The sequence below is a fragment of the Halobaculum gomorrense genome, from assembly GCF_900129775.1.
GTDB classification, from domain to species: domain Archaea; phylum Halobacteriota; class Halobacteria; order Halobacteriales; family Haloferacaceae; genus Halobaculum; species Halobaculum gomorrense.
This window is the reverse complement of record NZ_FQWV01000006.1, coordinates 14,470-40,070: the sequence shown is the minus strand read 5'-3', so window position 1 is coordinate 40,070 and position 25,601 is coordinate 14,470. Positions and strand designations below refer to the sequence as shown.

Annotated in this window: 27 protein-coding genes and 1 tRNA gene; 5 read left to right on the top strand and 23 right to left on the bottom strand. The window is 65.2% G+C overall.

Going from position 1 to position 25,601, the window contains the following annotated elements; all coding sequences use genetic code 11:
• Nucleotides 1-217: 217 nt before the first annotated feature.
• From BUE16_RS16400 to hisD, 11 genes are all read right to left on the bottom strand, one after another.
• The gene (locus BUE16_RS16400; RefSeq protein ID WP_143165422.1) at nt 218-2,347 is read right to left on the bottom strand and encodes a hypothetical protein; all 2,130 of its coding nucleotides are present in this window, start codon (nt 2,345-2,347) and stop codon (nt 218-220) included.
• A gap of 3 nt (nt 2,348-2,350) precedes the next feature.
• Nucleotides 2,351-2,506, bottom strand: coding sequence for a hypothetical protein (locus BUE16_RS16720; RefSeq protein WP_159435761.1), 156 nt, complete (start codon nt 2,504-2,506; stop codon nt 2,351-2,353).
• A gap of 306 nt (nt 2,507-2,812) precedes the next feature.
• A complete protein-coding gene (locus BUE16_RS16075) occupies nt 2,813-3,793 on the bottom strand; it encodes a tyrosine-type recombinase/integrase (protein ID WP_143165421.1) in 981 nt (326 codons plus the stop codon).
• A complete protein-coding gene (locus BUE16_RS16395; RefSeq protein WP_143165420.1) occupies nt 3,762-4,193 on the bottom strand; it encodes a hypothetical protein in 432 nt (143 codons plus the stop codon). The genes BUE16_RS16075 and BUE16_RS16395 overlap by 32 nt, the downstream gene beginning before the upstream one ends.
• A 155-nt stretch (nt 4,194-4,348) precedes the next feature.
• A complete protein-coding gene (locus BUE16_RS11240; RefSeq protein ID WP_073309708.1) occupies nt 4,349-5,029 on the bottom strand; it encodes a hypothetical protein in 681 nt (226 codons plus the stop codon).
• Complete coding sequence (locus BUE16_RS11235; RefSeq protein ID WP_073309706.1) at nt 5,026-5,667, bottom strand: hypothetical protein; 642 nt, start codon at nt 5,665-5,667, stop codon at nt 5,026-5,028. The genes BUE16_RS11240 and BUE16_RS11235 overlap by 4 nt, the downstream gene beginning before the upstream one ends.
• Nucleotides 5,668-5,739: 72 nt before the next feature.
• Entirely contained in the window at nt 5,740-6,780 is a 1,041-nt protein-coding gene (locus BUE16_RS11230) for a metal-dependent hydrolase (protein ID WP_073309704.1), read from the bottom strand.
• A gap of 137 nt (nt 6,781-6,917) precedes the next feature.
• Nucleotides 6,918-7,508, bottom strand: a complete 591-nt coding sequence (locus tag BUE16_RS11225; RefSeq protein ID WP_073309702.1) for a mechanosensitive ion channel domain-containing protein — start codon at nt 7,506-7,508, stop codon at nt 6,918-6,920.
• A gap of 84 nt (nt 7,509-7,592) precedes the next feature.
• Nucleotides 7,593-7,835 (bottom strand): DUF5816 domain-containing protein, encoded by a 243-nt coding sequence (locus tag BUE16_RS11220; RefSeq protein WP_073309700.1) that lies wholly within the window; start codon nt 7,833-7,835, stop codon nt 7,593-7,595.
• Between the two features lie 122 nt (nt 7,836-7,957).
• Entirely contained in the window at nt 7,958-8,326 is a 369-nt protein-coding gene (locus BUE16_RS11215) for a HesB/IscA family protein (protein ID WP_073309698.1), read from the bottom strand.
• A gap of 95 nt (nt 8,327-8,421) precedes the next feature.
• Entirely contained in the window at nt 8,422-9,720 is a 1,299-nt protein-coding gene (gene hisD, locus BUE16_RS11210) for a histidinol dehydrogenase (RefSeq protein ID WP_073309696.1), read from the bottom strand.
• A 72-nt stretch (nt 9,721-9,792) separates the two neighbouring features.
• Here hisD and BUE16_RS11205 point away from each other — a divergent pair, with 72 nt between their 5' ends.
• Nucleotides 9,793-10,095: a hypothetical protein gene (locus tag BUE16_RS11205; RefSeq protein WP_073309694.1), complete on the top strand. Its 303-nt coding sequence runs from the start codon at nt 9,793-9,795 to the stop codon at nt 10,093-10,095.
• Nucleotides 10,096-10,151: 56 nt separating this feature from the next.
• Here the strand turns inward: BUE16_RS11205 and BUE16_RS11200 are convergent, their stop codons facing one another.
• The gene (locus tag BUE16_RS11200; protein WP_073310055.1) at nt 10,152-10,910 is read right to left on the bottom strand and encodes a protein sorting system archaetidylserine synthase; all 759 of its coding nucleotides are present in this window, start codon (nt 10,908-10,910) and stop codon (nt 10,152-10,154) included.
• 145 nt (nt 10,911-11,055) lie between these two features.
• On the opposite strand from BUE16_RS11200, the gene BUE16_RS11195 reads away from it, so the two are divergent.
• Nucleotides 11,056-11,475 carry a cupredoxin domain-containing protein gene (locus BUE16_RS11195; RefSeq protein ID WP_073309692.1) on the top strand — a complete coding sequence of 140 codons (420 nt, stop codon included), beginning with the start codon at nt 11,056-11,058 and terminating at the stop codon, nt 11,473-11,475.
• A gap of 53 nt (nt 11,476-11,528) precedes the next feature.
• Here the strand turns inward: BUE16_RS11195 and BUE16_RS11190 are convergent, their stop codons facing one another.
• The 4 genes from BUE16_RS11190 to BUE16_RS11175 are packed head-to-tail and all read right to left on the bottom strand — an operon-like array spanning nt 11,529 to nt 14,296.
• The gene (locus BUE16_RS11190) at nt 11,529-12,170 is read right to left on the bottom strand and encodes a 30S ribosomal protein S3ae (RefSeq protein ID WP_073309690.1); all 642 of its coding nucleotides are present in this window, start codon (nt 12,168-12,170) and stop codon (nt 11,529-11,531) included.
• On the bottom strand, nt 12,167-12,577 hold the full coding sequence (locus tag BUE16_RS11185; protein WP_073309688.1) for a KEOPS complex subunit Pcc1: 411 nt from the start codon (nt 12,575-12,577) through the stop codon (nt 12,167-12,169). The genes BUE16_RS11190 and BUE16_RS11185 overlap by 4 nt, the downstream gene beginning before the upstream one ends.
• Nucleotides 12,574-13,791 carry a hypothetical protein gene (locus BUE16_RS11180; RefSeq protein ID WP_073309686.1) on the bottom strand — a complete coding sequence of 406 codons (1,218 nt, stop codon included), beginning with the start codon at nt 13,789-13,791 and terminating at the stop codon, nt 12,574-12,576. Before BUE16_RS11180 ends, BUE16_RS11185 begins: the two co-directional genes overlap by 4 nt.
• A 31-nt stretch (nt 13,792-13,822) precedes the next feature.
• Complete coding sequence (locus BUE16_RS11175; protein ID WP_073309684.1) at nt 13,823-14,296, bottom strand: 30S ribosomal protein S15; 474 nt, start codon at nt 14,294-14,296, stop codon at nt 13,823-13,825.
• A gap of 278 nt (nt 14,297-14,574) precedes the next feature.
• On the opposite strand from BUE16_RS11175, the gene BUE16_RS11170 reads away from it, so the two are divergent.
• The 3 genes from BUE16_RS11170 (at nt 14,575) to BUE16_RS11160 (ending at nt 17,054) form a co-directional block, all read left to right on the top strand.
• Nucleotides 14,575-14,646: transfer RNA gene (locus BUE16_RS11170), tRNA-Ala, on the top strand.
• Nucleotides 14,647-14,811: 165 nt separating this feature from the next.
• Nucleotides 14,812-15,204 carry a type IV pilin gene (locus BUE16_RS11165; protein ID WP_073309682.1) on the top strand — a complete coding sequence of 131 codons (393 nt, stop codon included), beginning with the start codon at nt 14,812-14,814 and terminating at the stop codon, nt 15,202-15,204.
• Nucleotides 15,205-15,353: 149 nt separating this feature from the next.
• Nucleotides 15,354-17,054, top strand: coding sequence for a DUF7289 family protein (locus tag BUE16_RS11160; RefSeq protein WP_073309680.1), 1,701 nt, complete (start codon nt 15,354-15,356; stop codon nt 17,052-17,054).
• A gap of 11 nt (nt 17,055-17,065) precedes the next feature.
• Here BUE16_RS11160 and BUE16_RS11155 read toward each other — a convergent pair whose 3' ends face one another.
• Genes BUE16_RS11155 through BUE16_RS11125 form a run of 7 tightly spaced genes read right to left on the bottom strand, consistent with a single transcriptional unit; the run spans nt 17,066 to nt 25,596 of the window.
• A complete protein-coding gene (locus BUE16_RS11155) occupies nt 17,066-17,818 on the bottom strand; it encodes a DUF7289 family protein (RefSeq protein WP_073309678.1) in 753 nt (250 codons plus the stop codon).
• On the bottom strand, nt 17,815-18,321 hold the full coding sequence (locus BUE16_RS16390; RefSeq protein WP_449404995.1) for a DUF7266 family protein: 507 nt from the start codon (nt 18,319-18,321) through the stop codon (nt 17,815-17,817). Before BUE16_RS16390 ends, BUE16_RS11155 begins: the two co-directional genes overlap by 4 nt.
• Entirely contained in the window at nt 18,314-19,327 is a 1,014-nt protein-coding gene (locus BUE16_RS11145) for a hypothetical protein (RefSeq protein WP_073309674.1), read from the bottom strand. The genes BUE16_RS16390 and BUE16_RS11145 overlap by 8 nt, the downstream gene beginning before the upstream one ends.
• Nucleotides 19,315-19,896 carry a DUF7288 family protein gene (locus tag BUE16_RS11140; protein ID WP_073309672.1) on the bottom strand — a complete coding sequence of 194 codons (582 nt, stop codon included), beginning with the start codon at nt 19,894-19,896 and terminating at the stop codon, nt 19,315-19,317. The genes BUE16_RS11145 and BUE16_RS11140 overlap by 13 nt, the downstream gene beginning before the upstream one ends.
• Before the next feature lie 2 nt (nt 19,897-19,898).
• Nucleotides 19,899-20,423: a DUF7287 family protein gene (locus BUE16_RS11135; protein ID WP_073309670.1), complete on the bottom strand. Its 525-nt coding sequence runs from the start codon at nt 20,421-20,423 to the stop codon at nt 19,899-19,901.
• On the bottom strand, nt 20,420-22,465 hold the full coding sequence (locus tag BUE16_RS11130) for a type II secretion system F family protein (RefSeq protein ID WP_073309667.1): 2,046 nt from the start codon (nt 22,463-22,465) through the stop codon (nt 20,420-20,422). The genes BUE16_RS11135 and BUE16_RS11130 overlap by 4 nt, the downstream gene beginning before the upstream one ends.
• On the bottom strand, nt 22,462-25,596 hold the full coding sequence (locus BUE16_RS11125) for a type II/IV secretion system ATPase subunit (RefSeq protein WP_073309665.1): 3,135 nt from the start codon (nt 25,594-25,596) through the stop codon (nt 22,462-22,464). Before BUE16_RS11125 ends, BUE16_RS11130 begins: the two co-directional genes overlap by 4 nt.
• Nucleotides 25,597-25,601: the final 5 nt, after the last annotated feature.

Genomic DNA, 25,601 nt, shown 5'->3' with positions numbered 1-25,601 from the left:
GTTGAACACGATGCGTAACGTGTCTGAATCTTCGCTAACCCTCTCCAGATGCCATGAGTGTTCAGATACGTCGTAGGTGTCACGGTCGACAGGGAAAGGGAGCACAGACAATCCTACGAGCTTGTAGAGTGTTCTACGAGTGAGGTCCATACAGACAAATAGCGATTGACTGAAAAATAAGAACGACTAGATTTCAATAACAAAACAGAGTATAGAACTAGTCCCAGTCAGACTCCTCAACGAACGCCCCGAGCTCGAATCCATCCACTTGGTCTGCAGCATCATGAGCATCGAAGCAATACGAATTTCCGATAACGTGGTCTGGTGTAGCTTTTTGTGTAGCGTAGTGGTCATCGTCGTCGAATGCGTCACGCAGTCGGTTTTTGTAGTCTCTCGGTGAGTTCAGTAGGTCGTAGCTGTCCAAGTCGTAGTCCTTGACGTAACGAGAGAGCTCGTGGTGCACATCATCAATCCGAAGACGAACTTCACCCGAATCCATCACCCGGTACTCTTCATCTTCTACAAGCCGACCCTTTCGTACGAGCGTGGAAGTGAGGCTAACAAACTCATCGAGGTGTGACGTACGACTCTCCTGACCCATCTTCGAACCGATGTACACCAGTGCGTCTTCAACGTCGTTCTCACCCACGCACAAGTCTGCATTGAACTTCGCGCCTAGTTTGAAGTACATATTCATCCCGAACTGAATCATCGTCAGAGCAGTAAGCTCCAAGTCATCAACACCAGCTATGTTGTGCTCTTCGAGGACGGTGTAGACAGCACTCTGAGCATCTTGCCATGCTTCGTTAGTCGTGCAAGGAGGATTGTCCACAATCCACTGCCAGAGAGCTGTCGCAGCGTCTTCGAAATCAGCTCCGTCTGAGTATGTGACTTGACCATGCTCTGTGTACGAACCACCGAGCAATCGAGCATACGCTTTATTAGTACCTTCAGGCTTCGTTAGCTGTGTCCGAATCATACGTCTCTCCTCGGCGCTACCCTGTATACTCTGTTCGCCACTGAATATCACAGGTGCAGTTAGCCTATAGTTCGTCGTCGTCTGGTCAGCATTTCCGCGTGTCTCACCCCCACAACGAGTGTTCTTTTTGAGGAGGTCCTGCAAGTTGTCGACTTGATATGCACGCATGTCAGATGGTTTGTACTCATCGAACCAGACGGGGACGTTATTCGTTGAGGCCATCCCTTTGATGAGAGCGAAACTAGTGTCTTTAGCTGACCCAGGAGAGCCATTCAAGCCGGTCAGCTTGCTTAGTGTCTGAAGGAACGACGACTTACCCACACCAGTGTCGCCAGACACCATGACCGAAGGTAACTCACCTTCCCATGCTCGGATACTCGGTGCGACCAGCGACGCCATCCACCACCCGAGAGCAGGGACGAAACGCTCCGTATCAGAACGACTCTCAACAATCAGTTCAAGCACTTCAGCGACGTTATGGAAGTCGAACTCACCGTCCGAACCATCGACATCAAGAGCCCACTTGTCATTGATATTTTGGCCAGTATCGAGGTACGTGTGACTGTTACGGAAATCCGTCCAGCAACTACCACCTATGACTCCCTCCGGTGTGACCATCACGCCGTCGTGCAGACCGACCGTAGTGTGGCCCTGGACGTGTTCAGCTGCTTGCTGACCAACGACCTGACGCAGTTCGTTCAAATCGTCAGGAGTCCCACTGAACGTTGTCGTGAGCCCGATACAAACTTCCTCACGGAACGAGCGAGGGTCGTTGAATACACGAGGTGAGACAGTTACACTGAACGACTCTTCACCAGAATCAGGAATCACTTCCATACGAATCTCCAGTTCGCCAGATTGTGTATTTTCGACAAACTCCTGCACATCTAGCACAAAGGATGTGACTGGCTCGAACTCTTTGATGCCACCAGGTAGCTCATCGTTGTCATAGTCGATTTCGATGACACCGTACGTGTTATCACGCACACGTAGGTCTGTGTCGAGACCGTCAGGGATATAGTCAGTGTACGACGCATTCAACCAGCTCATGTTATCTTTCTCGCTCTCAATGAGGTCAGTCCATGTGTCCGCAAGCTCATCGTCATCATATGAGTCAACAGCATCAACAGAGACGAACATCTCTCGCGCCTCATCGAGCGAAGCACCGTGTTCCTCAGCGTAGTCCTTAGCATCGTTAGCCCACTGCTCTAAATCTGAAACTCCGTCTCTGTGCGAAGGACGTAGCTCACCTCTCTCGATAATCATAGTCGAGAGGTAACCTTCATCTTCCGCTAGCGTTTCTACAAGACTTCCCGAATCTTTATTTAACTGCGATACATCATTACTAGTGTCACCTTCTGCAGACATATTTTAATCACCTTTGTTAATCTCTTCTGCCAATTGTTCGATAGCTGCATCTGCTAGACTCCTGAAGCTCGGTTCTCCAGGCGTGGTTTCTTGAATTGCTTGCAGCGTTTCTATACTACTCTCAGATATTCGTACATGTTTTGTTTGGTTACTACTCATCTGTATACATATGTTAACATCGAAGGGTAATAAGTGTTAGGCAACCTTTACATACTAGATTGCAATACCTATTTAATACCCATTTAGGGGGTAAGAATCGCAGTACGGCGAAGTGATTTAATACTTTTAATAGGTTTTCCCAACCACAGCAAGCTATGTATAGAGCTTGAGATGTAATCAGCTCTGACTCTCTCTATAATACACCCTCTATGAAAAAAGTATTAAAAGTATTATAGAGTACTGCCGTACTGCGATTTTCACCCCCTAAACAACCCCCTAAACACCTATTAAATTTAGCACCCTAGCCTAATCAATATCGAGATATGTGCTCACACTTCCTGTGTTAGAATGACCGAGTGTTTCAGCTATCTCTTTCATACTCGCTCCCTGCTCATCAAGCCGTATGCCCAGTGCTTTTCGGAAGCTGTGAACAGCGATTCGGGCTCTCTGAGCACCGTTTTGCATCTCGTCATATTCCTGAATCCCTGCCTCGTCTGCAAGCTCACGAACCGACCTTGTGAGGTTGTGAGGCTGGGGTTTCTCGGAGCTATTGCTCACCCATAGGTATTTGCTTGATTTTCCATATTTAGGCCGTGTCACATCTAGATATTCATCTAACATGAAATAGAGTTCGTTATTAATGGACACAACTCTGGTGTGCTTTTTTCTTTTGGCAGTTTTGACTTTAATATTTTTACTAGTCAGGTTTATATCTGATATTTTTATATTTGCGGCTTCTTTTGCTCGTAGACCTGTCTGCCAGAGTAATTCTGTTAGTAATTCATTTCGAGCCGAAGCGACTTCTCTCATGGCGTCCTTTTCTGACTCTGTGATGGGCCGTACTCCTTTCCCCAAGCGTCCTTTTTGTTCCTCATCATCAGTAAACGAATCTACGGTATCTGACCAATTCACATCTCGTATCAACGATGTGGATACTGCGGATAACCTATCATCGGAAAAGTTGACAATACTATAGTAATGAGATTTTAATGTGTTTTTAGCATATCCTTCTTCAACTTTATCTCTGATATACATTCTAATCTCGTGGTCGGAAACAGATTCTATGTTATTTTTAGCCATCCAGTCAATAAAGTGCTGGATGTTAGTAGAATCTCTGTTCCGTTTGCGATTACCTATACTGAGGAGATATCTGTCCATCTCGTCTCTGAGTTCTTCAGGGGTGAAGTGCGTGAGGTCGTCAATGATTTCATTTAAATCCTCGTCGTTTGCTGCGGCCATCACTTCGAGAGTTGCTTCATCCATCTTCTTCCTCACGTTCTTTGACACCTACAGCTTGCTTTACCACACTTAGCAGTTCGTCGGAATCTATTTGTTCCTGGTAGCTGCGCTCCACTTCTTCTCCGACTGTTTCTACTGCTCTCTGTATTTCTAACAGTAGGTCTACCAACTCTTGGTTGTCTTGCTGGGCCTCATCGTACCTCCCACTGATTTCTTTGGCCACGGCGCCTCTCACAAGTGTGGATAGTCCAGTGTGTTCTGGGTGGTCATCAACGTAGTCCTGCCAGGCTTTCTTTGTTCGTTTGTTGAGGCGTACACGTACCGAATCGTTCAGTTCGTGTTCTTCGTCCTTATCGTGGGCATATGGGACGTTGAGGTATGCCTCTTCACTGGACCACTCCGGAGGTCGCTGGTGTTCGTGTTCTTGGCCGTCGTCTCGGTCAGGCATACACCCACATTGGCTGACTAGTGTTATAACAATGTTGTAATCTTGCAGGTGTAATCTTCTTGAATACCATCCCACATAACTGCTCGTCGTCAGGTGTCAAAAGCGTATCCGTGGGTCCGCCTCGAAGCGTCGAATCCGGTCGCTGATCTGCGAGCTCACTCCGAGCGCGTCTCGCGCCGGCGGTCGAGCCGTTCGGTCACCGCGCCCACCACGTCAGTGAGGTGGGCCGTGCCCCAGACTGCGACGATCACGGCGCCGACAAGGTCGAATATCAGGTCGTAGATCGTGTCGTCGAGCCCGTACTGCGTGAGCACGCTACCGCTTCCCAGGGTCGCGGCCGCGCCGCCGATCGCGAACTCGATGACCTCCCAGAACACGCCGAAGGCGGCGACGAACAGGAGGATGAACGCGAACATGAACCGCGACGGAAGATACACTGCGTCGCTGTGCTCGTCGACGCCGCGGGCGACGGTGTATCCGACGGCGGCGACGACCGACGCCGACAGGGCGTGCGTGAGGTGGTCGTAAAACGGGATCGGGCTCGTCTCGCTGTAGAAGCTCTCGACCACCCCCGGGATGCCGACGACGCCGAGCGCGTGGAGGAAGACCGCCGACGTGACCCACAGCGTCAGGCCCGCGTCCATCGGGAGGTCGAACTCACGTTCGAGCGCGGCCGGGACAAACGTGATCGCGAACGCGACGGCGCCGTTGACGACGACGCCGGTGTTCCCCTTCCACAGCCCGACCGCAACGAACACCGGAAGCAGCAACTGCATCGCGCGTGTCGCCTGCTGCTGGCGGTTTGCAGAAATCCCCACGCCGTCGCGGACTCTCACGCCTCCGGCACCTCCACGACGACCCGCTCGTCGGCGCCGGCACGGCGGCGGAAGTAGTACTCGAACAGTAGCCCCGCCGCGATGCCGGCGACGGTGGCGGCAACGAAGTCCCACATCAGCGCCGTCTCCACGGCGTGTTCTGCCCGTCCGTCCAGGAGGTACGACGTTCCCATGAGGGTGTCGGCGAGGTACCGAACCACCGCCCACACCCCCGCGGCGGCCATGGTGGTCACGGTCACGAAGACGACGGCGAACGCGTAGTTCATACGAACCGGGGTGAACACGTCGAACTCGACGGCGACGACCAGCGCGACCGTCGCGACCGCCAAGTACGTCGTGACGCGCCCCGTGAAAGTGATCCCGCCCACCGTCTCGCCCAGGACGAGCGTGCGGCCGACCGCCGGCAGCGACGCGAGCGCGAGCACTTCCCACGGTAGCATCGCCGTCGCGTCGCGGAAGGCGACCGGTGGGACCACAGCGATTGCGACGGCCCCGAGAACGAGTGCCCCCCACAGCTGTTCACCGACGGCGATCTCCCGGAGCGCGACCGCCGTGATGAACGCCAACACCGTCCATCCGAGGACCGCGTTCGGCCGCCGACTGTCGACGGCTCGACGAAGCCCCGTGTGCCGCTGCATGCCAGCGAGTACGCCGGGGGTGAACCTAAAAACCGCCGGCCGACGGGGACCGTCGGTGCCGGCCGCGACGGGTCAGGGGACCCCCGCGAGGTACGCGACTAGGTACGCGCCCGCCGCGAGCGACACGGCCGTCAGCGCGGTGACGACCGCCCGTTCGGTGCCCGGCGCCGAAAGCTCGGGCGCCAGTGCCGCACGCCCGCGCTCGCGCCAGCGTCCGAGACGGCGGATCCGGATCGGAACCACGGCGACCGCGCCGACCGCCAGCACGGAGAACACGAACGGATACGACAGCTCCAGCGTCGGCGCGGGGATGACGAACGCGCTCGCGGCGTAGCCGGCGCCCGCGAGCGCTCGCGGGTCGAGCCGGTCGCGCAGCCACGCCGGAGCCGCAACACGACCGGCGCGGTCGGCGGCCGCGAGGCGCCCGTCTCGCTGTGCACGGAGTCGGATCCAGACGATCGCTGCGGCCCAGATCGTCGCGAGTTCGATCGCGAAGGCGCCCAGGAGATGGAGCGTCGGGTCCGCCGACAGCGCGACGCGCGCGGAGAGCACCTCGGCGGCGACGGGGTACAACAGCGCCGGCGGCTCGCCCGTGAACACGTCGCCGAACGGATGCGAGACCAGCCCGACGAGCGCGAGCGCGAACGTCGCGCGCGCCGAAAGTTCCGTGCGGGACCGGACTGCCGCCGCCAGCGCCAGCGCGGTCGCGACGAACGCCAGCGTCACCAGCGCGGCCAGCGGACCGCCGACTGCGGCGACGACCGCGACGAGTCCCGCCGCCAGCCCGAGCGCGATCGCCCGGGCGTCCGCCCGCCCGTGAACCCACGCCGCGGCGACGGCGGCGACGACGGGCGCGACCACCAGCGAGTGGGTGACTGCGCGGTGGACGACGTTCCCGGTCGACCAGAACGACTCGGCGAGCCCGAGCGGGCCGGCGCCCCCGCTCGCGCCTGCGGCGACGCCGACGAGGGCGTACCCGATGTCGACATCCGGCGCAGCGGCGAACGCCCCCGCGACGGCGCCGAACGTGAGCGCACGTGCCGGGCGCTCGCCGAGGCGCCGGGCGACGACCGCGACGAGTGCGAACGCCGCCAACGCGTGTCCCACGAACATAACGAACACTACCACCTCATCGGAGTTAAACTCGCGGCAGAACGTGTGTCATGATATTCGGTGACAGTCTATCCGGGGACGGTCGGTCCGAACCGACGATTGGCCCCCCAGTCACGCCGCGTCCAGAATCCGTCCGTTCAGTCGCCCGCGGGTGACGGAGTCTCCTGATCCGCTACGGCGTCCCCGACCTTCGTCCACTTCTTCTCGATCTCGGCGTTCCCGCGGACGACGGTGTCGTCGTCGACCGCGAGGCGAGTCTTGCGCAGTTCGATCGACTTCACGACGCCGACCGTGCCGCCGATGTCGACGGTGTCGCCGGGGTTGAAGTCCTCGTCACGCAGGAGATAGACGCCGGCGACTGCGTCGGCGATCATCCCCGAGGTGGCGTAGGAGATACCGAGCGCAACGAACCCCGCGGCCGTGCCCAGTGAGGTGGCGATGCCGTCGAGCCCGACGATAGAGAGAAACGAGAGACCGACGCCGAACCACAGGAACACCGCGACGATGGTGGCGACGAACTGCCGGTAGACGGGAGATTCGCCGGCGATGGTCCGCTTCAGTGCTTCCCGAAGGGCGGTCATGAACACCTTCATCGCGATGCCCGCGATGAGCAGGAAGACGACGCCGGCGATGACGTTTGGCAGGGCGTCGGCGACATCGGTGAGGAACCGTTCGATCGCCTCCCGTACGAGTGCAGTTCCCGACTGAGCGAGAGGGAGTTCGAGCACGGCCCCGAGTGTGACCGGCCGCCACTTATCTCCCGTGTTCGTTTCCGTTAGTACTGGCTCGCTCGCTTCGCTCCCTCAGCAACACTATTCGTGGGCGGCGTCCCACTCGTCGGGCTTGCGCATGTTGCCGCACTCGTTGCACTCGATGCGGCCCATCGAGTCCATCGCGTTGTTCACCGTCTCGCAGTTCCCGCAGAAGTAGCCCCAGCGGGTCTCGCCCGCTTCGTCCGCGTACACGTGATAGAAGGGCGCTTTCGACCCGCGCTCGCCGCCCGCGCGGTCGACGTACAGCTCGCCGGCCGCCGTCTCGACGACTTCCAGATTCATACCAGACGGAGGCGACGCTGGCTGTTAAAGCGTCTGGGTCGGAGTGCCCCCTGTCGAGACGGACCGACCAGTCGTGAGAATCGGTGGCGTGCGGATCCGATCGTGTGGTCCGTCGGTCCGGCCTACGTTCGGAACGACTCGCCGCAGCCGCACTCGGCCTCGACGTTCGGGTTCTCGACGGTGAATCCCGCGGCCTGCAGCCCCGACTCGTAGTCGAGCGTCGACCCGCCGATGTAGTTCATCGACGCCGGGTCGACGAACACGCGCAGTCCGTGCTGTTGGGTCACGCGGTCGTCCTCCTCGGGTTCGGTGTCGAAGCGCATCCCGTACGACAGCCCCGCGCAGCCGCCCTGCTGGACGAACAGGCGCAGCCCGCCGATGTCCACGTCCATCCCCTCGCCCTCCATGAGCGAGAGCGCCTCCTCGGCCGCCGCCTGCGTGATCGTGACGGCGGAGTCGAGGTCGCCGCCTCCGGACGCGTTGGTACTCATGTATGATCGATTCGGATACTCGGGTAAAACCTTGACGCCGCCTCGCACGGGTCGCCGGTGCCGAGTCGAACGGACGCGCGCTCGAACGCGACGTGCTAGGACTCGTCCCCGAAGTGGGACTCGTCCTCGAAGCGGGCCCGGACGCTCTCGGCGTGCGCCTCCAGGCCCTCGGCCTCCGCGAGCGTCGTCACCGTCCCCGAGAGGTCGCGCAGGGCGTCCTCGGAGAGCCGCTGGACGGTCGACGACCGGAGGAAGGTGTCCGTCGAGAGCCCGCCGAACGCCTTCGCGCCGCCGTTTGTCGGGAGGACGTGGTTGGTCCCGGAGGCGTAGTCGCCGGCGGCGACCGGAGTGTACGGCCCGAGGAACGCCGAGCCGACGTTCGAGATGCGGTCGAGCAGCGCCTCGTCGTCCTCCGCCTGGATCGAGAGGTGCTCGGCGGCGTACTCCTCGGCGAACAGCACCGCCTCGGGCATCGAGCGCGCCACGAGCACGCCCGAGGCGCCGTTGTCGAGGGCGGCCTCGATCGTCTCCGCGCGCTCGCGGTCGGGCGCTCGCGCCTCGACCTCCGCGCAGACCGCCTCCGCCAGCGCCTCGTCGTCGGTCACCGCGACGACCGATGCGTTCGGGTCGTGCTCCGCCTGCGCGATCAGGTCGGCGGCGACGGCCGCCGGGTCGGCCGTCTCGTCGGCGAGCACCAGCACCTCTGAGGGTCCGGCGAGGAAGTCGATCTCCGCGTCGCCGCGGACCTCCGCTTTCGCGGCGGTCACCCACTTGTTTCCCGGGCCGACGATCTTGCGCACGCGCGTCACCGTCTCGGTGCCGTACGCCAGCGCGGCGATCCCCTGTGCGCCCCCGACGGAGTAGACGGCGTCGGCGCCGGCTTCGTGGACCGCCGCCAGCGTCGCCGGGTTGATCTCGTCGGCCGGCGGCGTCACGACCGCGACGTGCTCGACGCCCGCGACGGTGGCCGGGACGACCCCCATGATCGCCGACGAGGGGTACGCGGCGGTGCCGCCGGGGACGTACACGCCGACGCGGTCCAGCGGGCGGAATCGCTTGCCGAGCACGCGGCCATCGTCGAACTCGCGGGTCCAGTCGTCGGGCACCTGCGCCTCGTGGAACTCGCGGACGTTCGCGATCGACTCGCAGATCGCCGCGAGCACGTCGTCGTCGACGGCGTCGACGGCGCGCTCGGCCTCGTCGGTGATGTCGATGTTCGCCACCTCGACGCCGTCGAACTCGCGGGAGAACTTCCGGACCGCGGCGTCTCCCTCGTCGCGGACGCGCTCGACGATGTCGCGCACGTCGCCACGAACCGCGTCGACGCCGGCGTCGCGCTCGAAGAACGTCCGCCGCTCGTCCGGCGAGAGGTCTGCGACCTGTCTCAGCTCCATGTGCGACCACTGGCGGGCCGGGGGTAAACCGTTCCCGGAACGCGCATCGGGGTGGCCACGGGTGGGGGTCGTATGAGTGATGACGCCGCCGGGAGCGCGTCCCCAGACGAAGGCGACCGCGGCGACGAGGGCGACCGGCCCGCACGCGACCCGCGCCGGGAGCACGACGACGTGATCGCAACTCGCGTCGAGTCGACGCGATCGGCCGCGGAACTCCGCCGCCTCCGCGCGGCCGATCCCGCCGTCTCCGATGACCTCGCGGCGCTGGGCGACGACGACGAGACCGGCCGCGCGGTGGAGTGGCGCGAGCGCCTCCCCGACGGTATCTACGGCGGCGACTGGACGGCGCGGGTGTACGGGCGGATCGTCGGCTGAGTCGGCGGCCGAACGGCGGTTGTAGGCGACGAGTCGGGGCGTCGGGAGTCGAGAGATCAGGCGCCGAGTTCGCCGTCGTCCCCGCCGGGTGACTCCTCGGCGGCGTCACACGAGCCCCCCGGTTCGTCCACGCTCCGCCAGTAGAAGCGCGGGCCAAAGACCAGATAGCCGAGCGCGAGGAACAACAGCGCGAACGCGAACGACTCGCCGGCCATCCCCGTGAACGAGATCGCACACGCCTGCACGACCCCCATCACGAGCGCGTCCTGCGGGTGCAGGTCGGGGTACCGGACCGGCGTCACCATCAGCGGCGCCGACGCCGCCGCCAGCCCCAGCACCACCGCGGGCGAGTCCAGCCCCGCGAGCACCGAGGCGGCGATCACCGTCGCCGCGAGCGTCGTCGGGACGCCGTGGGTCGTCTTCGCGCCCTCGTCCTCGACGGTGTAGACGGCCAGCCGGATCACGGCGAACGCGACGTACGCGGCGGGGACGAGCAGCCCGGCGGCGAACGCGAGCGGGGCGGCATCGAGCGGGTACGCGGCCGTCACCGTCGCGGCGACGATCAGTGCAGGGGCGACACCGAAGGAGGCGACGTCCGCGAGGGAGTCCAGGTGGGGACCGACCGCGGTGCCGCCGTAGCGGCGCGCGAGCACGCCGTCGAGCCCGTCGGCGACCGCCCCGAGGAGGACGAGCCGCGCCGCCAGCGTCGGGCCGAACGCCACCGCGGCGGCGGCGAGCGTCCCGAGGGCGGCGTTGCCGGCGGTGACGGCGTCGGCCACTCCCAAGCGGGAGAGGAAGCGCGGCCGGTCGGTCATGTCCGGGGCGACGACGGCGCCGGCCGTATGGCTTTCCATCCCGTCCGACCCGCGCCGGAGGCGGGCGGACCGGCAACGGCAGTTCGCGTGCGCGCTCTTCTCCCGGATCGCGCCGCCTAAACGACTCGGAACCCAACGCGGGCGTATGAACAGACGCCGCTTCCTCGCGGCCGCCGGGGTCGGCGCCTCGATCGGACTCGCCGGCTGTTCGGCCGTCCTTCCCAGCTCGGCCGCAGACGACTACGACATCGGCATGACCGCCCAGGCGTTCCGTCCCTACGAGATCACGGTGTCCGTCGGCGACACCGTCGTCTGGGAGAACACGTCGACTCGCGCGCATTCGGTGACCGCCTACGAGGACCAGATCCCCGAGGGCGCCGACTACTTCGCGACCGGGGGGTACGACTCCGAGGCCGCCGCACGCGAGGCCTGGGACGGGAGCAAGGGCGCGATCTCCGCGAACCAGCGCTTCGAGCACACCTTCGAGGTCCCCGGCGACTACACGTACTTTTGCATCCCGCACGAGCAGGCGGGGATGGTCGGCGTCGTCCGCGTCGAGGAGTAGCCGTCGCTGACCGGCCGCGAGCACACAAAAAACGTCGGTCGTCGGGCGGTCGCTTACTCGTCGACGGCCACGTCGTCGTCGTCCACGTCGACGGCCGCCTCCTCCTCGGCGGCGATCTCCTCGGGCCGTGCCTCAAGCGAGAGCTTCTGGACCTCGACGCGGCGAAGCGGGTACACCGTCTTCGCCTCGCCGTAGATCGCCGACGAGAGGCGTCCCTCGACGACGGAGTCGATGAGCTCCGAGAAGGACCGTTCCTCGGCGGCCTGCTCGACCAGGTCGATCATGATCTGGCGGATGGCCTGCTCCTGCGAGCGGTCGGCCTTCTTCGTCGTGAACGCGACCGGGCTGACGCGGACGCGGTAGTCGTCGGTCGTGCGCACGGTGATGTGCAGGTCGATCTTCGAGGCGCCGCGGCGGACCATCGAGCGGAGGTAATCGCGGGTGAGCTCGTGCTGGATGAACTCGGTGTACGCGGCGTCCGACCCGACGTCCGTGATCTTGAACGTCAGCTTGACGTTGTCCTGTCCTTGGTCACCGGTGATCTCGCCGAGCGTGGTCTCGACCGTGCGGCCGACGACCTGCTCGGGCTCCTCGGCCATCGTGTCGCCGAGTTCGGCTCGGTCGAACTGCTCGGGCGCGAGGACGGTGTACCAGCGTTTCCCCTGTCGTTGTCGTGAGACTGATCGTTCGCTCATGTGTCGTGTGTGTCTGTGTCTGCGGTGTCGCGTGTGTCGTTCATGTCGCGGATACCCTCCGCGTCATTACTCTCGCGGAATCCCTCCGCGTCGTTCGTGTCGCCCTTGTCTCCCCGTCCCGTCGCGACCACGTCGTCGGCCACGTCGAGATTCACGAGATAGTCGTCCACCGAGGCGAGGACGCCGCCGGTCGTCGCCCGCGAGACGCGGGTCACGACCGTCGATCCGTCCGCCTCTGTCCGAATGTCAGCCGTGTTGTCCGGCGAGATGGCCGCGGCGATCGTCGCCGCAGCACCGGCGTCGGCGTGCGTCGTCTCGACCAGCGCGGTGCGCGCGAGGTCGCCAGCGTCGTCGCCGTCGGCGTTCGGGTCGCGGTCGTCGGCCTCGCGCCGTTCGGGCCCGCTCATCGCAGGGCCTCCCTGAACGCGCCGATGAACGCCTGTACGTCGCCGCCGGCGAAGCGCGCCTCGCCGAGGCGGTCGTCGCCGATCACCGCGGCGTGCTCGCCGTCTCGGTCCACGCCGGCGGGGTCGTCCCGGTCGCCTTCGTCGCTGTCCGTCGTGGCATCGACGCCGGCGCCCAGGGCGGCGGTCACGTCGCTCGACCCGTCGCTCGCGGCGGCGGCCGCGTCGTCGGAGACGACGAGTGCCACCGGCTCCGGCGACGCGTAGTCGTGGACGAGCCGCGCGGCGGCCGCGAGCGCCGGCGCGTCGGCCGGCGCCGCCTCGACGCGGGCGACGAACGCGCCGTCGTATCGGCCCGTCGTCGGGTCCGCGAGCGCCTCGTGGACGCGGGCGGCGTGGTCGCGCCACGTCGCCAGCGCCGCGTCGGCCACGTCTCCGCCGAGCGCCAGTGCCACCCCCAGTCCGGGACGCTCGCGGGCCAGCGCACTGAGCACGTCCGCGTGGCCGCCGAGCGTCGCGAACGGCCCGGTCGGCGTCGCGTACGGGCGCAGCGCCCGCTCGACGGCCGAAACGGCCCGCTCGGTCGCGTCGGCGGTCGCGTCGAGTGCGACCGCCGACGCGAGTCGACGGTGGTCGCCCTCGTCGAGGTCGTCGCCGTCGGAATCGGCGATCCCGAGGTCCGCGCACACCTCGCGCGCGGCCTCTGCGTCGCCGGAGTACGGCGTCCGGATGAGCGTCGAGTGCGCGAGTCCGTCGGCGAGGTCCGCCGTGGGGACCGCGACGCCGGGCCGTCGGTCGACGACGCCCCGGCGTTCGGCCTCCTCGAGCAGGCCCCCGCTCGCCCCGTCGCCGGAGACGGTGCCGGCGGCGACGACGCCGGCGAGCCCGACGAGCGGGTCCGGGTCGGCGCCGAGCGCGTCGGCGATCGCGGCCGCGACGGCCGACACCGGACGCGAACCGGGCGCGATCCCGGTGGCGTTCGGCGCGGGCCATCCCACCGCGAGCGCGCTCCCGTCGCCGTCTGGGACCGCGTCACCGCGCGTGGTCCGCACCTGGAACGGCGTGCCGCGCTCGTCGAGCGCGCGGGCGAGGACCCCCGCCGCGGCGAGCGCGTCGCCGGTCGGCCGGGGGTACATGCGGACGAACGCCGCTCCCGACAGCGCCGAGGCTACCCGTTCGGGGTCGGCCTCGGTCGGCGGATCGGCGGCGGTGGACATCTGTGGGTATCGTGGGTGTGGGTCGGGGTCGCTACCTGTCGTCCTCGAGGAGGTCGACGGCGACGTCGTAGCTGTACGTGAACTCCTCGTCGAGTTCGTCGCCGCGGTAGTAGTCGACCAGGCGACGGATCTTCGACTCGGTGTTCTGGAGCGCGCGCTTGTTCTGCGCGTCCTGCTGGTTCTCTTCCATGTGCTCGCGCAGGCGCACCGCGCGGGCCATCAGGTTCCGGAGGTCCTCGGGGAGGTCGTTGGCGGCGTCGTGCTCCTCGAGGATCTCGGTGACCTTCTTGCCGGTCGCGAGCTTCACGTTCGGAACGGGCGTGCCCTTCACGCCTTCGTCGCGCAGTTTCAGGCCGATGACGCTCGGGTCATGGCCCTGTTCGGCGAGTTCGACGACGCGTGCTTCGATGTCGTCGGCGTCCACGTCGCTCCACTCCGGGGGTTCGTCTGCCGCGGGGTTGTCCGAACCGGACGACCCTCGACGGCGGGTGTGCATTCGTGCCATTGTCTGAGGTTGGAACGTCGGCCGCAGAAGCGAGCCACCGCCGGCTGTCGCTCCCGAGCGCGCCGAACCGGCGCGGACCGGGCAACCGACGGGGGCACATCCGCAATCCCAAGCCCACCGCGGGCGAGTCAGAGTTGCGGCCGTGCTGTTCCCAGTACGTTGAACGCGGTCCCGCGCTTAATGGCTTTCCATCCGCGCCTCGACCGTGGTGATCCGTGGCGAGGACGGGCGCAGTCGAAGCTCTTAACTACCGAACCGCGATACTCGGTAGTGTAGGCGGGCTCGTAGATCAGTGGTAGATCGTTCCCTTGGCAGGGGAAAGGCCGTGGGTTCAAATCCCACCGAGTCCACTCCGCTTTTCCGTCGACTCGTCTCGAACAGAATTCGTTCTCTGCCCCCTCAATATCATATGTAATATTAGGGGCGGCACCATTATTACGGAGAACAGCCGTATCGTATCAATACAGTACCGCCGGGGGGCGACTCCCTTCGGGGAGGGCTGTGGAATTAGAGCAATGGACTTCAACGCACTCTTTGACGACGACCGCGCAGTCAGCCCGGTGATCGGCGTGATCCTGATGGTGGCGATCACGGTGATCCTCGCGGCTGTGATAGGCTCGTTCGTCCTGGGCCTGGGGAACAGCGTGCAACAGACGGCACCGAGCGCGAACTTCCAGTTCGATTTCGAAAGTGGAAATGTGACGGCTACTCACACTGGCGGGGATTCAATTCCCGGTGACCAACTGAACATCACTGATGGAACGAACAGCGAGGCATTCCCGCAAACATCTGTGACTGCGGGCGATACATCAGATAAGCTTACATACACCGGTGACACAGTCCGCGTCATCTGGACCTCCGAGAACGGCGACACCTCGCAGACGCTGGCCGAGGAATCGACACCGTAGTTCAGGCTTCAGTCGTACCGAGATTCGGCATTTTTCGACGCGCGTGACAGCTACGGAGAGGCGATTCCGTCTCACGGTCGGAAGCGAACGGACTCGATGTTGATACTCTGAGACGAACCCTTATTACGGTCGTTTGCGGATCCCTTCTTATGGCGTCTTGGGGGGGAGACGACCGCCGAGCGCAGGGTGACGTGATCAGCGTCGTGCTCCTGCTGGCGATCACCGTCGCGGGCGCGAGCGCGGTCGTCGCGCTCGGCGGCGACGCCATCGGCGGCATTCAGGAGTCCGCCACCATGGGCGCGGCCGAGCAGTCGATGACGCAGTTCGACTCGAAGGCGAGCCTCGTCGCGCACGGGGAAAGCGACGCACAGCGCGTACGACTCTCGGGCAGCCCTACCGCCGTCCGCAGCGTTCGCGCCGACCGGGGGTGGCTGAACGTTACCGTTCGGAACGTGACAGACGGGAGCGTCGAACGGGTGTTGACGAACACGACCCTCGGCGTGGTCGAGTACCGCGACGGCGACGCGACGATCGCGTACCAGGGCGGCGGCGTCTGGCGCAGCAGCGAGGGCGGGACGACGATGGTCTCCCCGCCGGAGTTCCACTACCAGGGGACGACGCTGACGCTTCCGCTGGTCACGGTCGCGGGTGACGAGCGCCTTGACGGCGACGTGATCGTGCGTCAGTCCGGCGAGTCCACCGGCGTGTACCCGAACGCGAGCGACGATCTGCGAAATCCACTCCAGAGCGGCGAGGTCGTCGTCACCGTCAAGAGCCGCTACTACGAGGCGTGGGGCCGATTCTTCGAGCAGCGGACCGGCGGCGACGTGACCATCGATCACGCGAACGGCACCGCGACGATCACGCTGCGAACGCCGCCGCAAGTCAGGCCCATCTCCAGCGCCGTCGCCGCGACCGCCGCCGGCGACGACCTCGACATGCAGGGCAGCGGATCCTTCCCCGCGTTCACCGACAGCTACAACTCTTCGAACGGGAACTACACCGAGACCGCCGCCTCAAACGGAACCGTCGTCACCGCGGGGACGGTGAAGCTGAGCGGGAACAGCCTCGTTGAAGGGAACGTTCGTGCCGGCGGCGCGGTCGAACTGAGCGGGACGGCGGAGCTCAACGGGTCGGCCGAGTGGACCACGGGGTTCAGCGCATCCGGCGGTGCGTCGTACGTCTCCGAACGACAGATCGACGGCGTCGAGGCAGCCGACCCGGTCGACAGCTTCACCAGGACCCGGATCTCCGAACTCCGCTCGTCGAACGACAACGACGACACGTCCGCGATCTCCGGTGACCGTCTCAACGATAGCGGGTCGACGGTCACGCTGTCGGCCGGTCAGTACTTCCTGTCGGGGATCGACATGAACGGAGAGACGCTCGTCGTCGACACCGCCGACGGGCTGGTGGAGATCGCCGTCGAAGAAGACCTCTCGCTTGACGACGCGAGCATCACCGTGCAAGGTGGCGGAACGGTCCGGTTCTACGTCGGGGACGACATCTCGGTCGCAAGCGGCTCGAACGTTTCCGTGCCGGGCGAACGATCGACCGGCGCCTGGTTCTACGGAACCGATGACACGGGGACCGTTATCTCCGGGAGCCAGGGGGACACCACCAGGTTCGTCGGCGTGTTGTACGCTCCGTCGGCGAGCAACGACGTGTCGGTACGCCACGCCGACGTGTACGGTGGACTCGTCGCCGGCGAAGTCGATATCGAGACCGGCGGCGCCGTCCACTACGACCAGTCGCTGTCGACGCGCACGCCGCTCCCGGCGGACGCGAACGTCCCGCGGATCACCTACCTCCACATTTCCGTGACCGAGATCTCTGTCTCGGAAGACTGATCCGGTCCGGACTACCGTCGGAGCTCCACGGCGACCGACGTTCGAGTGACGGTGAGCCGGTCGACCTCGAACTGATAGGTGATCTGGCCGTCGTCGGTGTCCCCCTCTAGTTCGGTCAGTCCGGCTGACTCCAGATAGCGCTTCCACGCCTCGACGCGCGGGGATGTCACAGTGAGATTGACGCGGGCCTGGCTCCCCGCGCCGGTGTCGAAGTCGGTGACGAGGCGCCTGGCCCGGACGGTTCCCGCGACAAGCACCGTCGAGCGCCCGCCGAGCGCCGTCGTGTCGCCGCTGTGTGTCGTCACCACCAGCGGTACCAACGCGTGGTCGTCGTCGATCGCCCACCCCGGGTCCGAGCGCATCACCGCGGCGTCCCCGTCCTCGCGGAGAACGGCCCCGAACGACAGCGCGACGGTCGAGCTATCGTGCGTGTACGAGATCGGTCGGGTCGTCGCGCTGACGGTCGCGTTATCCGCCGAATTCGAGGTGTTCACCGCTCGCATCGTAATGGTCGTCGCCCCGTCGACCGCGAGGGTCCCCCCCGTGAGCTTGATTTCGGTTGCCCGACTGGGTGCGCCCTCGTGCGCCATCTCGTCGACGTTGTCGGCGAGCACGTCGAACGCACGCTCCATGTTGTCGAGCTGCTCGTCGGATCGGAGATCCTGAAGTGCCCCGAACCCGGTGGCGTACACCGTTCCCACGGTCAGGATGATGATCGAGAAGACGAGCACGAATCCGATCGCGTCGCTTTGGGCGCGGGTCACCGCGATCGCACCTCCAACGCCCCGCCGGCGTACACGATCGCGACATCGCCGCCCGAGACGGTTCCGGCGGCGACCGTCGCGTTCGTCGCGACCGAGACGGTGACCGAGGCATCGACGCTCCGCGCAGTCAGCGTCAGCGTCGTCGGCGACCCCGGATCTATCTCGATCGCATACGACGAACCGGTGAGCGTCTCGGGGAAGGTCCCGCGGACCGTCACTTCCGTCGCGCCCGCAGCGACCAGCCTGTCGGCCGCGGCCAGCCGCGAACCGACCTGTTGGCCAACCACCTCCATGGCGTCCTGGGTCGTGGCGCGCCGTTGGTCTTCGACGAGTCCGCCGCCGGCGACGAGTAGTCCGCTCGCAAGGAGCGCGGTGATCGACAGCGTAAGCACGTACGAGAGAGCCGTCGTCGTCCCGCGGTCGCGCCGGGGCGACCGTGAGGGATTCGGATTCGAACTCGGTCTCCCGGAGCGGCACCGCCTCCACGGCGCGCTCTCACGCATCGGACTCACCCGGGGCCACCCGAATATCCGTCTCGTACTCCAGTTCGCTCGTCTCGTAGCGGATCGTCGCCTCGACGGCGTACACCGCGGGGACGAAGTACGGGGACTCGGGGTCGTCGCTGGCGGTGCCGTCGGCGATCGCCGCGTCGTTCACTGCGCCGACGCCGCCGCGGACGGTGAGATCGTACGTCCCCGCGGCGCTCGTTCCGTTCCGGAACCGAAGGTCGTAGGCGTCGTCGACGCCGCCGCGCCAGTCCAGTCCGGCACACGCCTCGCCGGCGAGCGTCCCGGTGGTGAACCCGACGGTCGCGCTCGAGGCGTCGACGGAGCACACCTCCGTCGCGCCCGCGGCTCCGACGGGGCTCACCGCGACCGCGATGTGGCCGGTCGTCGCGTTCTCGTACACGTACGCGGTCCACTCGTCGCTGCTGGCGTTCCCCTCGACGACGACGGCGAACGCGTCGTCGAGCGTCGCAGCCTCCGTTCGTGCCAGCGACGAACGATCGACCGTCGCCGCGAACGCCCGCGTTCGATTCACGTCGGTTGCGACCGTCCAGTCGGCCGATTCGGCGGCCGAGACGAACCCGCTGCTCTCGTTGCGGTGTCGGACGAGGACGCCGTCGACGTAGCTGAGCGACGACCGGTTCACGCGTGCGCTCGTGGCGCGGATCGCGGCTGTCCGTCCGATCGCGTCGTCGAACCGGACGACTCCGGCGGTGACGTTCGCGGTCAGCTCGTCGCGATCGGCGTACTCAGCGGCGTTCTCGCGCTCGACGATCCCGCCGACACCGTCGATCACGGTCGCACGGTAGCCGAGCGCCTCGGTGTCGCCGACGCCGCGGTCCCGGGTCGCGAGGTTGTCGGTGAAGATCGCGGTGTTCGTCACGAGCACCAGCGCGACCAGGACGACCGCCAGCGCGAGCCCCGTGATCAAGACGAGCTGTCCGCGATCGCCCCGGCCGCTCCCGTCGCCGCGGTCGTCGGGCGCGGGGTTCAGATCCGCCATACGACGATGCGCACCTCCATGACGTTGAACAGCGGACCGTCGGGATCCGCGTCGGATGCGTAGAACGACCCCGAGGCGGCGGCCGACGAGACGTTCCCCGAGCCGTCCCCGAGCGGGTCGTTGTCGAACACCGCGACCGTCCGGCTGGCGAACACGGCGTTGTCGCTCGGCGACCCCATTCGGATCACCTGTGTCGACTCCGACTCGCCCGTCGCGGTGCGGTAGCCGATCTCCACGTTGAACGCGACGCGGTCGGCTCCGAACGTTCGGTTCAGCGTCGCGCCGAACGGCGTCGGCGGACCTCCGTTCGCGAACACGCCGTCCGACCCGGAGCCGATGAACCGCTCCCCAGAACTGTTCCAGTGCAACAGCGTCGGCGCGAGCGTCCCGTTCGCCTCCGCGGCCGCGAGCGTCCCCTCCGCGACGGCCGCCTGCTGGTTCTCGATGTGTTGGTTGGAGGTGCTGGCCGTCAGCGGCGTCACCGCCGTCGCCTGCAGCGCGAAGACGACGCCGCTCAACACCACGATCGCCGCCGCGAACCCCTCCAGTGTGTGTGCTTGCGCCCTCATAATTACCAGACCCTGACCGCGAGCGAGTACGTTTCACCCGCCAGTAGCGTCGCCCGACGGGCCACTGATACCTCGGCGCCGGGGGGCGGCGATGCGCCAACTGCGAGCGTCGTTCCGTCGACCGTCGCGATCGTCTCACCCGATCTGACGGTCACGTTGAGCGACGGCGCCGACGAGCCGAGTCCGAGCGCCTTGACGAGGTCGCTCCCGTCGGTGTCGTACCGGCACCCGTCCGGCGGAGCGGCGCCGTCGGCGTCGAAGAACGCCGCCGTGCACGTCTCGTTCAACACGCTGGGGGCGGTCGGGTCGTCGACCAGCAAGTCGTTCGCGAGACGGTCGGCGGCGCGGTCGGCGACGACGACCGAGGCGGTGTCGTCGCTCGTGAACGGGCCGACGAGCGACGGGACGAACGCGAACACGAACGCGACGACGAGCAGGAACACGCTCACGCCGACGGCGTAATCGATCGTCGTCTGCCCGCGGTCGCCTTCGAGCCTCGTTCCCGTCACGCGCCCGCGGACGCTCACGCGACCACCACCCACACCCCGAGTGCGACGGTGAGCAGTACGACGACGAACTTCATCCCAGCGACGATGTCGGCGCTGCGGATGTACCCCGCGATGATGCCCGAGAGCACGGCCTGGATCGTCACCGCGTGGAAGAACAGCACCGAGAGGCGGTCGATGTTGACGCCGCCGGCGAAGCCGCCGGAGCCGAGCCCGCCCCCACCACCGCCACCCGTCTCTGCGCCGCCGGCCTGCGCGGTCAGCCCCGCGAGCACGTCGAGGAACCGGAGCTTCAGGATCGCCATCACCGCCAGCAGCGTGAGGTACGTCATCAGGATGATCGCCACCTGCATCCGGGTGCGCGACTTCCGCTCGCGCTCGATGTCGTCTTGATTCTCGGAGGCCTGCGCCGCCGTCGTCAACACGTCGGTGATCTGGCTCGACGCCTGCTGGGCCTCGGAAATGAGCTTCACCGTCCGTGCGAGCCGCGGGATGTGGTACTTGTTGTTGAACTCGACGAGCGCCTCCCGGAGGCTCATCCCGTAGTTCACCTTCGCGTACATCACCTCGAACTCCTCGGCGAGCTTTCCGCTCGACGTGTCGGCGGTCGTTCGGATAGACTCCAACAGCGTCTGCCCGGTGTCGTTGGCCGACGACAGCTTCCGGAGGTTGTCAGAGAGCTTGCCGGTGATCCCGCCACGGCGGAGCTGGTGCCACTCGTAGAAGACCACTAGCGGAATCAGCGTGACGTAGGCGGGGACGTACACCCACACGAACGTCGACCACACGGGGTTGTCGATGAACCCCTGGAACGACAGCGGCGCGTCGCCGGAGGCGATCGCGAACCCGACCAGCACGAGCGCGGCGGGACCGGTCAGCGCAAGCGTGAACAGGGGGTTGTCGCGGAAGAACAGGTGCGGCGCCTTCAGCAGTTGTCCGGTCTTGTAGGTCCCCTCGCGCGACCGGATCCGGTCGAACATCGAGTACTTCCCGGTGAACACCTCGACGAGTCCGAGGTGGAGTAGCCCCTCGCGCTGCTCCTCCGCGAAATGGTCGTCGATGCCGCCGGGGTCGAGGTAGCCGTCGCCGACCTCGTCCTGCTTGACCGTGGAGACGAGCACCAGGAAGCCGACGCCGATGAGCGGCGTGAGGAGGTAGACGGTCGCTGTCAGCAGGAAGTCCTTCCCCTGCCCGAGCATCGACATGATGACGAGGATGATGATGAGCAGGAGGGGAAACAGCGACAGCGTCATGTACATCTCGCCGAACAGCTCCAGCGTCTCCAGCGTCAGCTCCTGCTGCTGTTTCGCCGTGCGGAGGTGCTTTTCTTTTTTGTCGTAGAGGAACCGCTCCATGTCGCCGCCGGAATTGATGATCGACAGCATGTCCGTGAGGAACTGTGAGAACTCCTCGCTGGGCGTTTCGATGGACTGCTGGCGGACCGCGTTGCGGTAGTCCGTGCCGAAGTAGCTCGTCTCTTGGACGATGCTCTGGAACTCTTTTGCGACCTCCCCGTACGTGTCGTCGGCCTGCGCCATCGCCTCGAAGATCTCCAGTTGGTTCAGCCCGCCCACGGAGAGGGCGTACATGAACGAGACGGCGTCGGCCAGGAGCATGTTGATCTCACGCTTTCGGGCGTCGGCGCGCTGGTACGGGATCGCGAGCAGGGTGCCGAAGCCGAGCCCGAAGCCGACACCCCCGAAGACGACGCCGCTGACGAGCACGGCCGCGGGCTCGGTGAGCGACTCCAGCAGCGCCGCCTGCTCCGGGGAACTCGCCGGGATCCCGAGGCCGATCGACTCCGCCTGGATGATCCCGAACGCGAACAGTCCCCACCCCAACACCGTCCCGATCAGCCACAGCAGCAGCCCGACGAGGACGCCGACGCCGAGCGCGCGCGAGATGTACAGCTCGACGGGCTGGTTCATCCGCGCTTGCGTCAGCTTCTCACCGACCGTGGCGACGAAGTCACCCTCCTCGTCGAACAGGAGCCGAAACAGCGGATAGAAGGCGTCGGCGAACCCCCGCGCGCTCTCGAACCCCGCGTCTCTGTCCAGGCTCATCTCCCCGTCCTCCCATCTCCTGAGCCCTCGCCGTCGGTGTCGACGAGGTCGCTGTCGTCGGCGTTGCTGTCGCTGTTGTCGGCGTCGCTCCCGCCGTCGGCGTCGCTCTCATCGTTGTTGTTCCCGCCGTCGTCACTCTCGTCGGCGGACGCGACCTCGCCGAATCCCCAGTCGTCGATCGCCCCCTCGTCGACGGCGTCGGAGCCGTCGGTTCCGGTCGCCCCGGAGTCCGCGTCGGAGCGCGCTTCCCCGCCGTTCAGTTCGTAGTCGGCGTCGATCCGCTCGGCCGGCGCCGTGGACTCGCCGCCCTCGTCGAGGTCGGTCGGACCGTCGGCGTCGTCGAACTGGTCGATCGCATCGAACGCGTCGATCCCGTCGTCCCGGCCGGTGGCGTCGGTACCTCCGCCCACGTCGCCTTCGGCCGCGTCCGGGTCGCCCACGGAGCGGCCGATGTCGAGCGGCTCGGGACCGATGCCGTCGAACGGCGCGCCGGCGTCGTCCGCGAGGTCCGCGCCCGCACCGGGGTCGGCGGCGACATCGCCGGCGGGTTCGACGGCCCCGAGGGCCGCCGCGACGCCGTCGGAGCGATCACCGCGGAACTCCTCGAGGATCGACTCCGCCTCCTCGAGGATCGACTCCGCCTCCGCGGCCTGTTTCTCGGAGGGGTCGGGTCGAGGCACCATCTCCTCTTTGTCCTCGTCGACGTCGATCAGGACCGACTCCATCTCCCGGAGGTCGTCGAGGCTCGCCTCCAGCCGCTCGTTGGCCATCAGCGAGAGGATCGTCTCGGGGTCGTTGATGAACGCCTGCAGCGTCGCCGCGACCTGCGTGTACGTGTTGAGACCGCGGTCGATGAGGTACGCTATCACCGCGCGGCGCTTGAGCAGTTCATCTTCGAGCGTCTGGATATCCCACCCGCGGTCGAACATGATCTCCTCGAGGGTGTTCGAGTCCCCCATGTGGAGGAACTCGTCGGTCTCGGCCTGCCACTGGTACACGTCTTGGACGTTGATCTCGTCGTTCTCTGCGTCGTAGTGGTTGATCTCCGTGAGCGACTTGTTCCGGCGGACCTTGCTCCCCTGCACCCGCGTCGACGTCTGCACCGACACGAGATCCAGCGCCGTGAACATCGTCTTCGAGACGTTGATCGGCTCGGTCGTGAACCGCTTGAGCACCTCGCCGACGTTGTCCGCGTGGAAGGTGGTGTAGGTCGTGTGGCCGGTCGACATGACCTGAAACAGCGTGCGTCCCTCCTCGCCACGAATCTCGCCCATCACGATGTAGTCGGGGCGCTGGCGCAGCGCGGCCTCCAGCAGGTCGAATTCGTCCACGTCGCCGCCGTCGTCGTCCGCGAACGACGGCCGGGTGACGGAGGCGATCCAGTTGCGCTGGGGCAACTCCACCTCGCGGGTGTCCTCGATGGAGACGATCTTCGAGTTCGACGGAATGAACAGCGAGACCGCGTTCAGGCTCGTCGTCTTCCCGGAGGCGGTGCCGCCCGCGAAGATCAGGCTCTTGTGGTTCTCGATGCACAGCCACAGGAACGCCATCTCGTCGAGGCTGAACGTGTTCCAGTTGATGAGGTCGATCGGCGTGAACGGGACGTCCTTGAACTGCCGGATCGTGTAGTTCGTCCCGTGATCGGACACCTCTTTCCCGAGGGTCAACTGAGCGCGAGAGCCGTCAGGGAGCGTGGCGTCCACCTGCGGACGACGCTTGGAGATGCCCTTTCCGGAGCGCTGTGCGAGCTTGACGACGAAGTCGTCGAGCTCCTGTTCGCCGTGGTAGACGTTCGAGATGATCTGCTCGTAATCGGAGTGGTAGACGAAGACCGGCGAGTTGTACCCGTCGACGGAAATGTCCTCGACGTTGATGTCGTGTTTGAGGCCGTCGATGCGCTCGTAGCCGATGAAATCGCGCTCGAGGTAGTACAGCGCCTTCGTCACGGTGTACTCGGTGAGCGTGTCGGGGTCCTCCGCGAGGATCGCGGGTTCGGGTCGCGCGGCGATCCCGTCGATCTCGCCGTCCGTCTCCCGCGGTGCGACGCCGAGCGCACGGATCAGCCGCCCCGCAGTACCCTTGTCGTCGACGTCGACGCCGAACAGATCCGCGAGCCTGTCGCCGAGCCCCAGCCCCTCCTCGCGGGTGTAGAGGTCGTAGCGCTCGAGGAGGTCGTACGTCTCTTCGCGGATCGTCAGCTTGCGGTGATCGTCGTCGGCCGCGACCACACCCTCGTCGGCGTACTTGATCGCCGACCGGAGCTTCCCTTCGAGGAACTCGATCAGGTCCGTCTCGATGGCGTTGCGGTACGGCTCGACCACGTAGTACTTCTTTTCGTTCTCTTTCGTCGAGTGGAAGACGATCACGAACGAGTACGGCTCGTTCACCCAGTACCGCTCCACCTCGCGGAAGTGGCGCTTCTTCGGCATCGGCACCGCCTTCTCCAAGTCGTAGCGGTTCGCAATCGTCGTCGCGCCCGCGGCGTCGCTGAAGAACGCCTCCTCGTCGATGTCGTCGGCGATGTCGACGGTTCGCTCGTCGACCACCGCGTCGAGCTCTGGGGCCCGCTTCGAGAGGTGTCCCAGCGTCTCCTCGACGCGGTTCGGGTCGAAGCCGAGCGCCTCGGCTTTGTCGGCGTCAGTGAACTCCAGCGGTTCGTCTTCCTCGTCGGTCGGCGGATTCCCGTTCTCGTCGAGGAAGTACTCCTCGCGGTAGTCGTCCCACGTGTAGATGTCCTTCCACACGGGCGTCTCGTCGTACGCGAGGAGCGGGTGCCGGCCGGCGATGTCCGTACCGAGCGCGCCGGCCCTCCCGACGGTCCCGGGAACCTCGACGGGGTCGATCCCCAACGCGTCGGCTGCGATATCGGTGACACCCAGCGCGTCGAGGTCCGCTGCGGTCGCCGGGCGGACCTCGATCCGAACGACCTCCTCGCCGTCGTCGTCCTCCTCGACGACCTCGGTTCGGAGGCGGTCATCGAGGGCGTCGGCGACGTTCTCGTGTCCGTGTTCGCGCAGGAAATCCGGCCAGGTGTACTCCCCGACGACAGCCGCATCCCCCGCTTGCGACACCGGACCGATCCCGTCCTCGAACCCGGGGTCGGCGGTCGCATCACCGTCGTCGGTAGCCATTGGGG

Coding starts and splice junctions, on each gene's coding strand:
- hisD (WP_073309696.1), bottom strand. CDS start 9,720: ATGGAGCTGAGACAGGTCGCAGACCTCTCGCCGGACGAGCGGCGGACG.
- BUE16_RS16390 (WP_449404995.1), bottom strand. CDS start 18,321: ATGCGTGAGAGCGCGCCGTGGAGGCGGTGCCGCTCCGGGAGACCGAGT.
- BUE16_RS11230 (WP_073309704.1), bottom strand. CDS start 6,780: ATGTTCGTGGGACACGCGTTGGCGGCGTTCGCACTCGTCGCGGTCGTC.
- BUE16_RS11175 (WP_073309684.1), bottom strand. CDS start 14,296: ATGGCACGAATGCACACCCGCCGTCGAGGGTCGTCCGGTTCGGACAAC.
- BUE16_RS11145 (WP_073309674.1), bottom strand. CDS start 19,327: ATGGCGGATCTGAACCCCGCGCCCGACGACCGCGGCGACGGGAGCGGC.
- BUE16_RS11160 (WP_073309680.1), top strand. CDS start 15,354: ATGGCGTCTTGGGGGGGAGACGACCGCCGAGCGCAGGGTGACGTGATC.
- BUE16_RS11200 (WP_073310055.1), bottom strand. CDS start 10,910: ATGACCGACCGGCCGCGCTTCCTCTCCCGCTTGGGAGTGGCCGACGCC.
- BUE16_RS11140 (WP_073309672.1), bottom strand. CDS start 19,896: ATGAGGGCGCAAGCACACACACTGGAGGGGTTCGCGGCGGCGATCGTG.
- BUE16_RS11130 (WP_073309667.1), bottom strand. CDS start 22,465: ATGAGCCTGGACAGAGACGCGGGGTTCGAGAGCGCGCGGGGGTTCGCC.
- BUE16_RS11185 (WP_073309688.1), bottom strand. CDS start 12,577: ATGAGCGGGCCCGAACGGCGCGAGGCCGACGACCGCGACCCGAACGCC.
- BUE16_RS11195 (WP_073309692.1), top strand. CDS start 11,056: ATGAACAGACGCCGCTTCCTCGCGGCCGCCGGGGTCGGCGCCTCGATC.
- BUE16_RS11235 (WP_073309706.1), bottom strand. CDS start 5,667: ATGCAGCGGCACACGGGGCTTCGTCGAGCCGTCGACAGTCGGCGGCCG.
- BUE16_RS11180 (WP_073309686.1), bottom strand. CDS start 13,791: ATGTCCACCGCCGCCGATCCGCCGACCGAGGCCGACCCCGAACGGGTA.
- BUE16_RS11190 (WP_073309690.1), bottom strand. CDS start 12,170: ATGAGCGAACGATCAGTCTCACGACAACGACAGGGGAAACGCTGGTAC.
- BUE16_RS11205 (WP_073309694.1), top strand. CDS start 9,793: ATGAGTGATGACGCCGCCGGGAGCGCGTCCCCAGACGAAGGCGACCGC.
- BUE16_RS16400 (WP_143165422.1), bottom strand. CDS start 2,347: ATGTCTGCAGAAGGTGACACTAGTAATGATGTATCGCAGTTAAATAAA.
- BUE16_RS11165 (WP_073309682.1), top strand. CDS start 14,812: ATGGACTTCAACGCACTCTTTGACGACGACCGCGCAGTCAGCCCGGTG.
- BUE16_RS11220 (WP_073309700.1), bottom strand. CDS start 7,835: ATGAATCTGGAAGTCGTCGAGACGGCGGCCGGCGAGCTGTACGTCGAC.
- BUE16_RS11215 (WP_073309698.1), bottom strand. CDS start 8,326: ATGAGTACCAACGCGTCCGGAGGCGGCGACCTCGACTCCGCCGTCACG.
- BUE16_RS11125 (WP_073309665.1), bottom strand. CDS start 25,596: ATGGCTACCGACGACGGTGATGCGACCGCCGACCCCGGGTTCGAGGAC.
- BUE16_RS16720 (WP_159435761.1), bottom strand. CDS start 2,506: ATGAGTAGTAACCAAACAAAACATGTACGAATATCTGAGAGTAGTATA.
- BUE16_RS16395 (WP_143165420.1), bottom strand. CDS start 4,193: ATGCCTGACCGAGACGACGGCCAAGAACACGAACACCAGCGACCTCCG.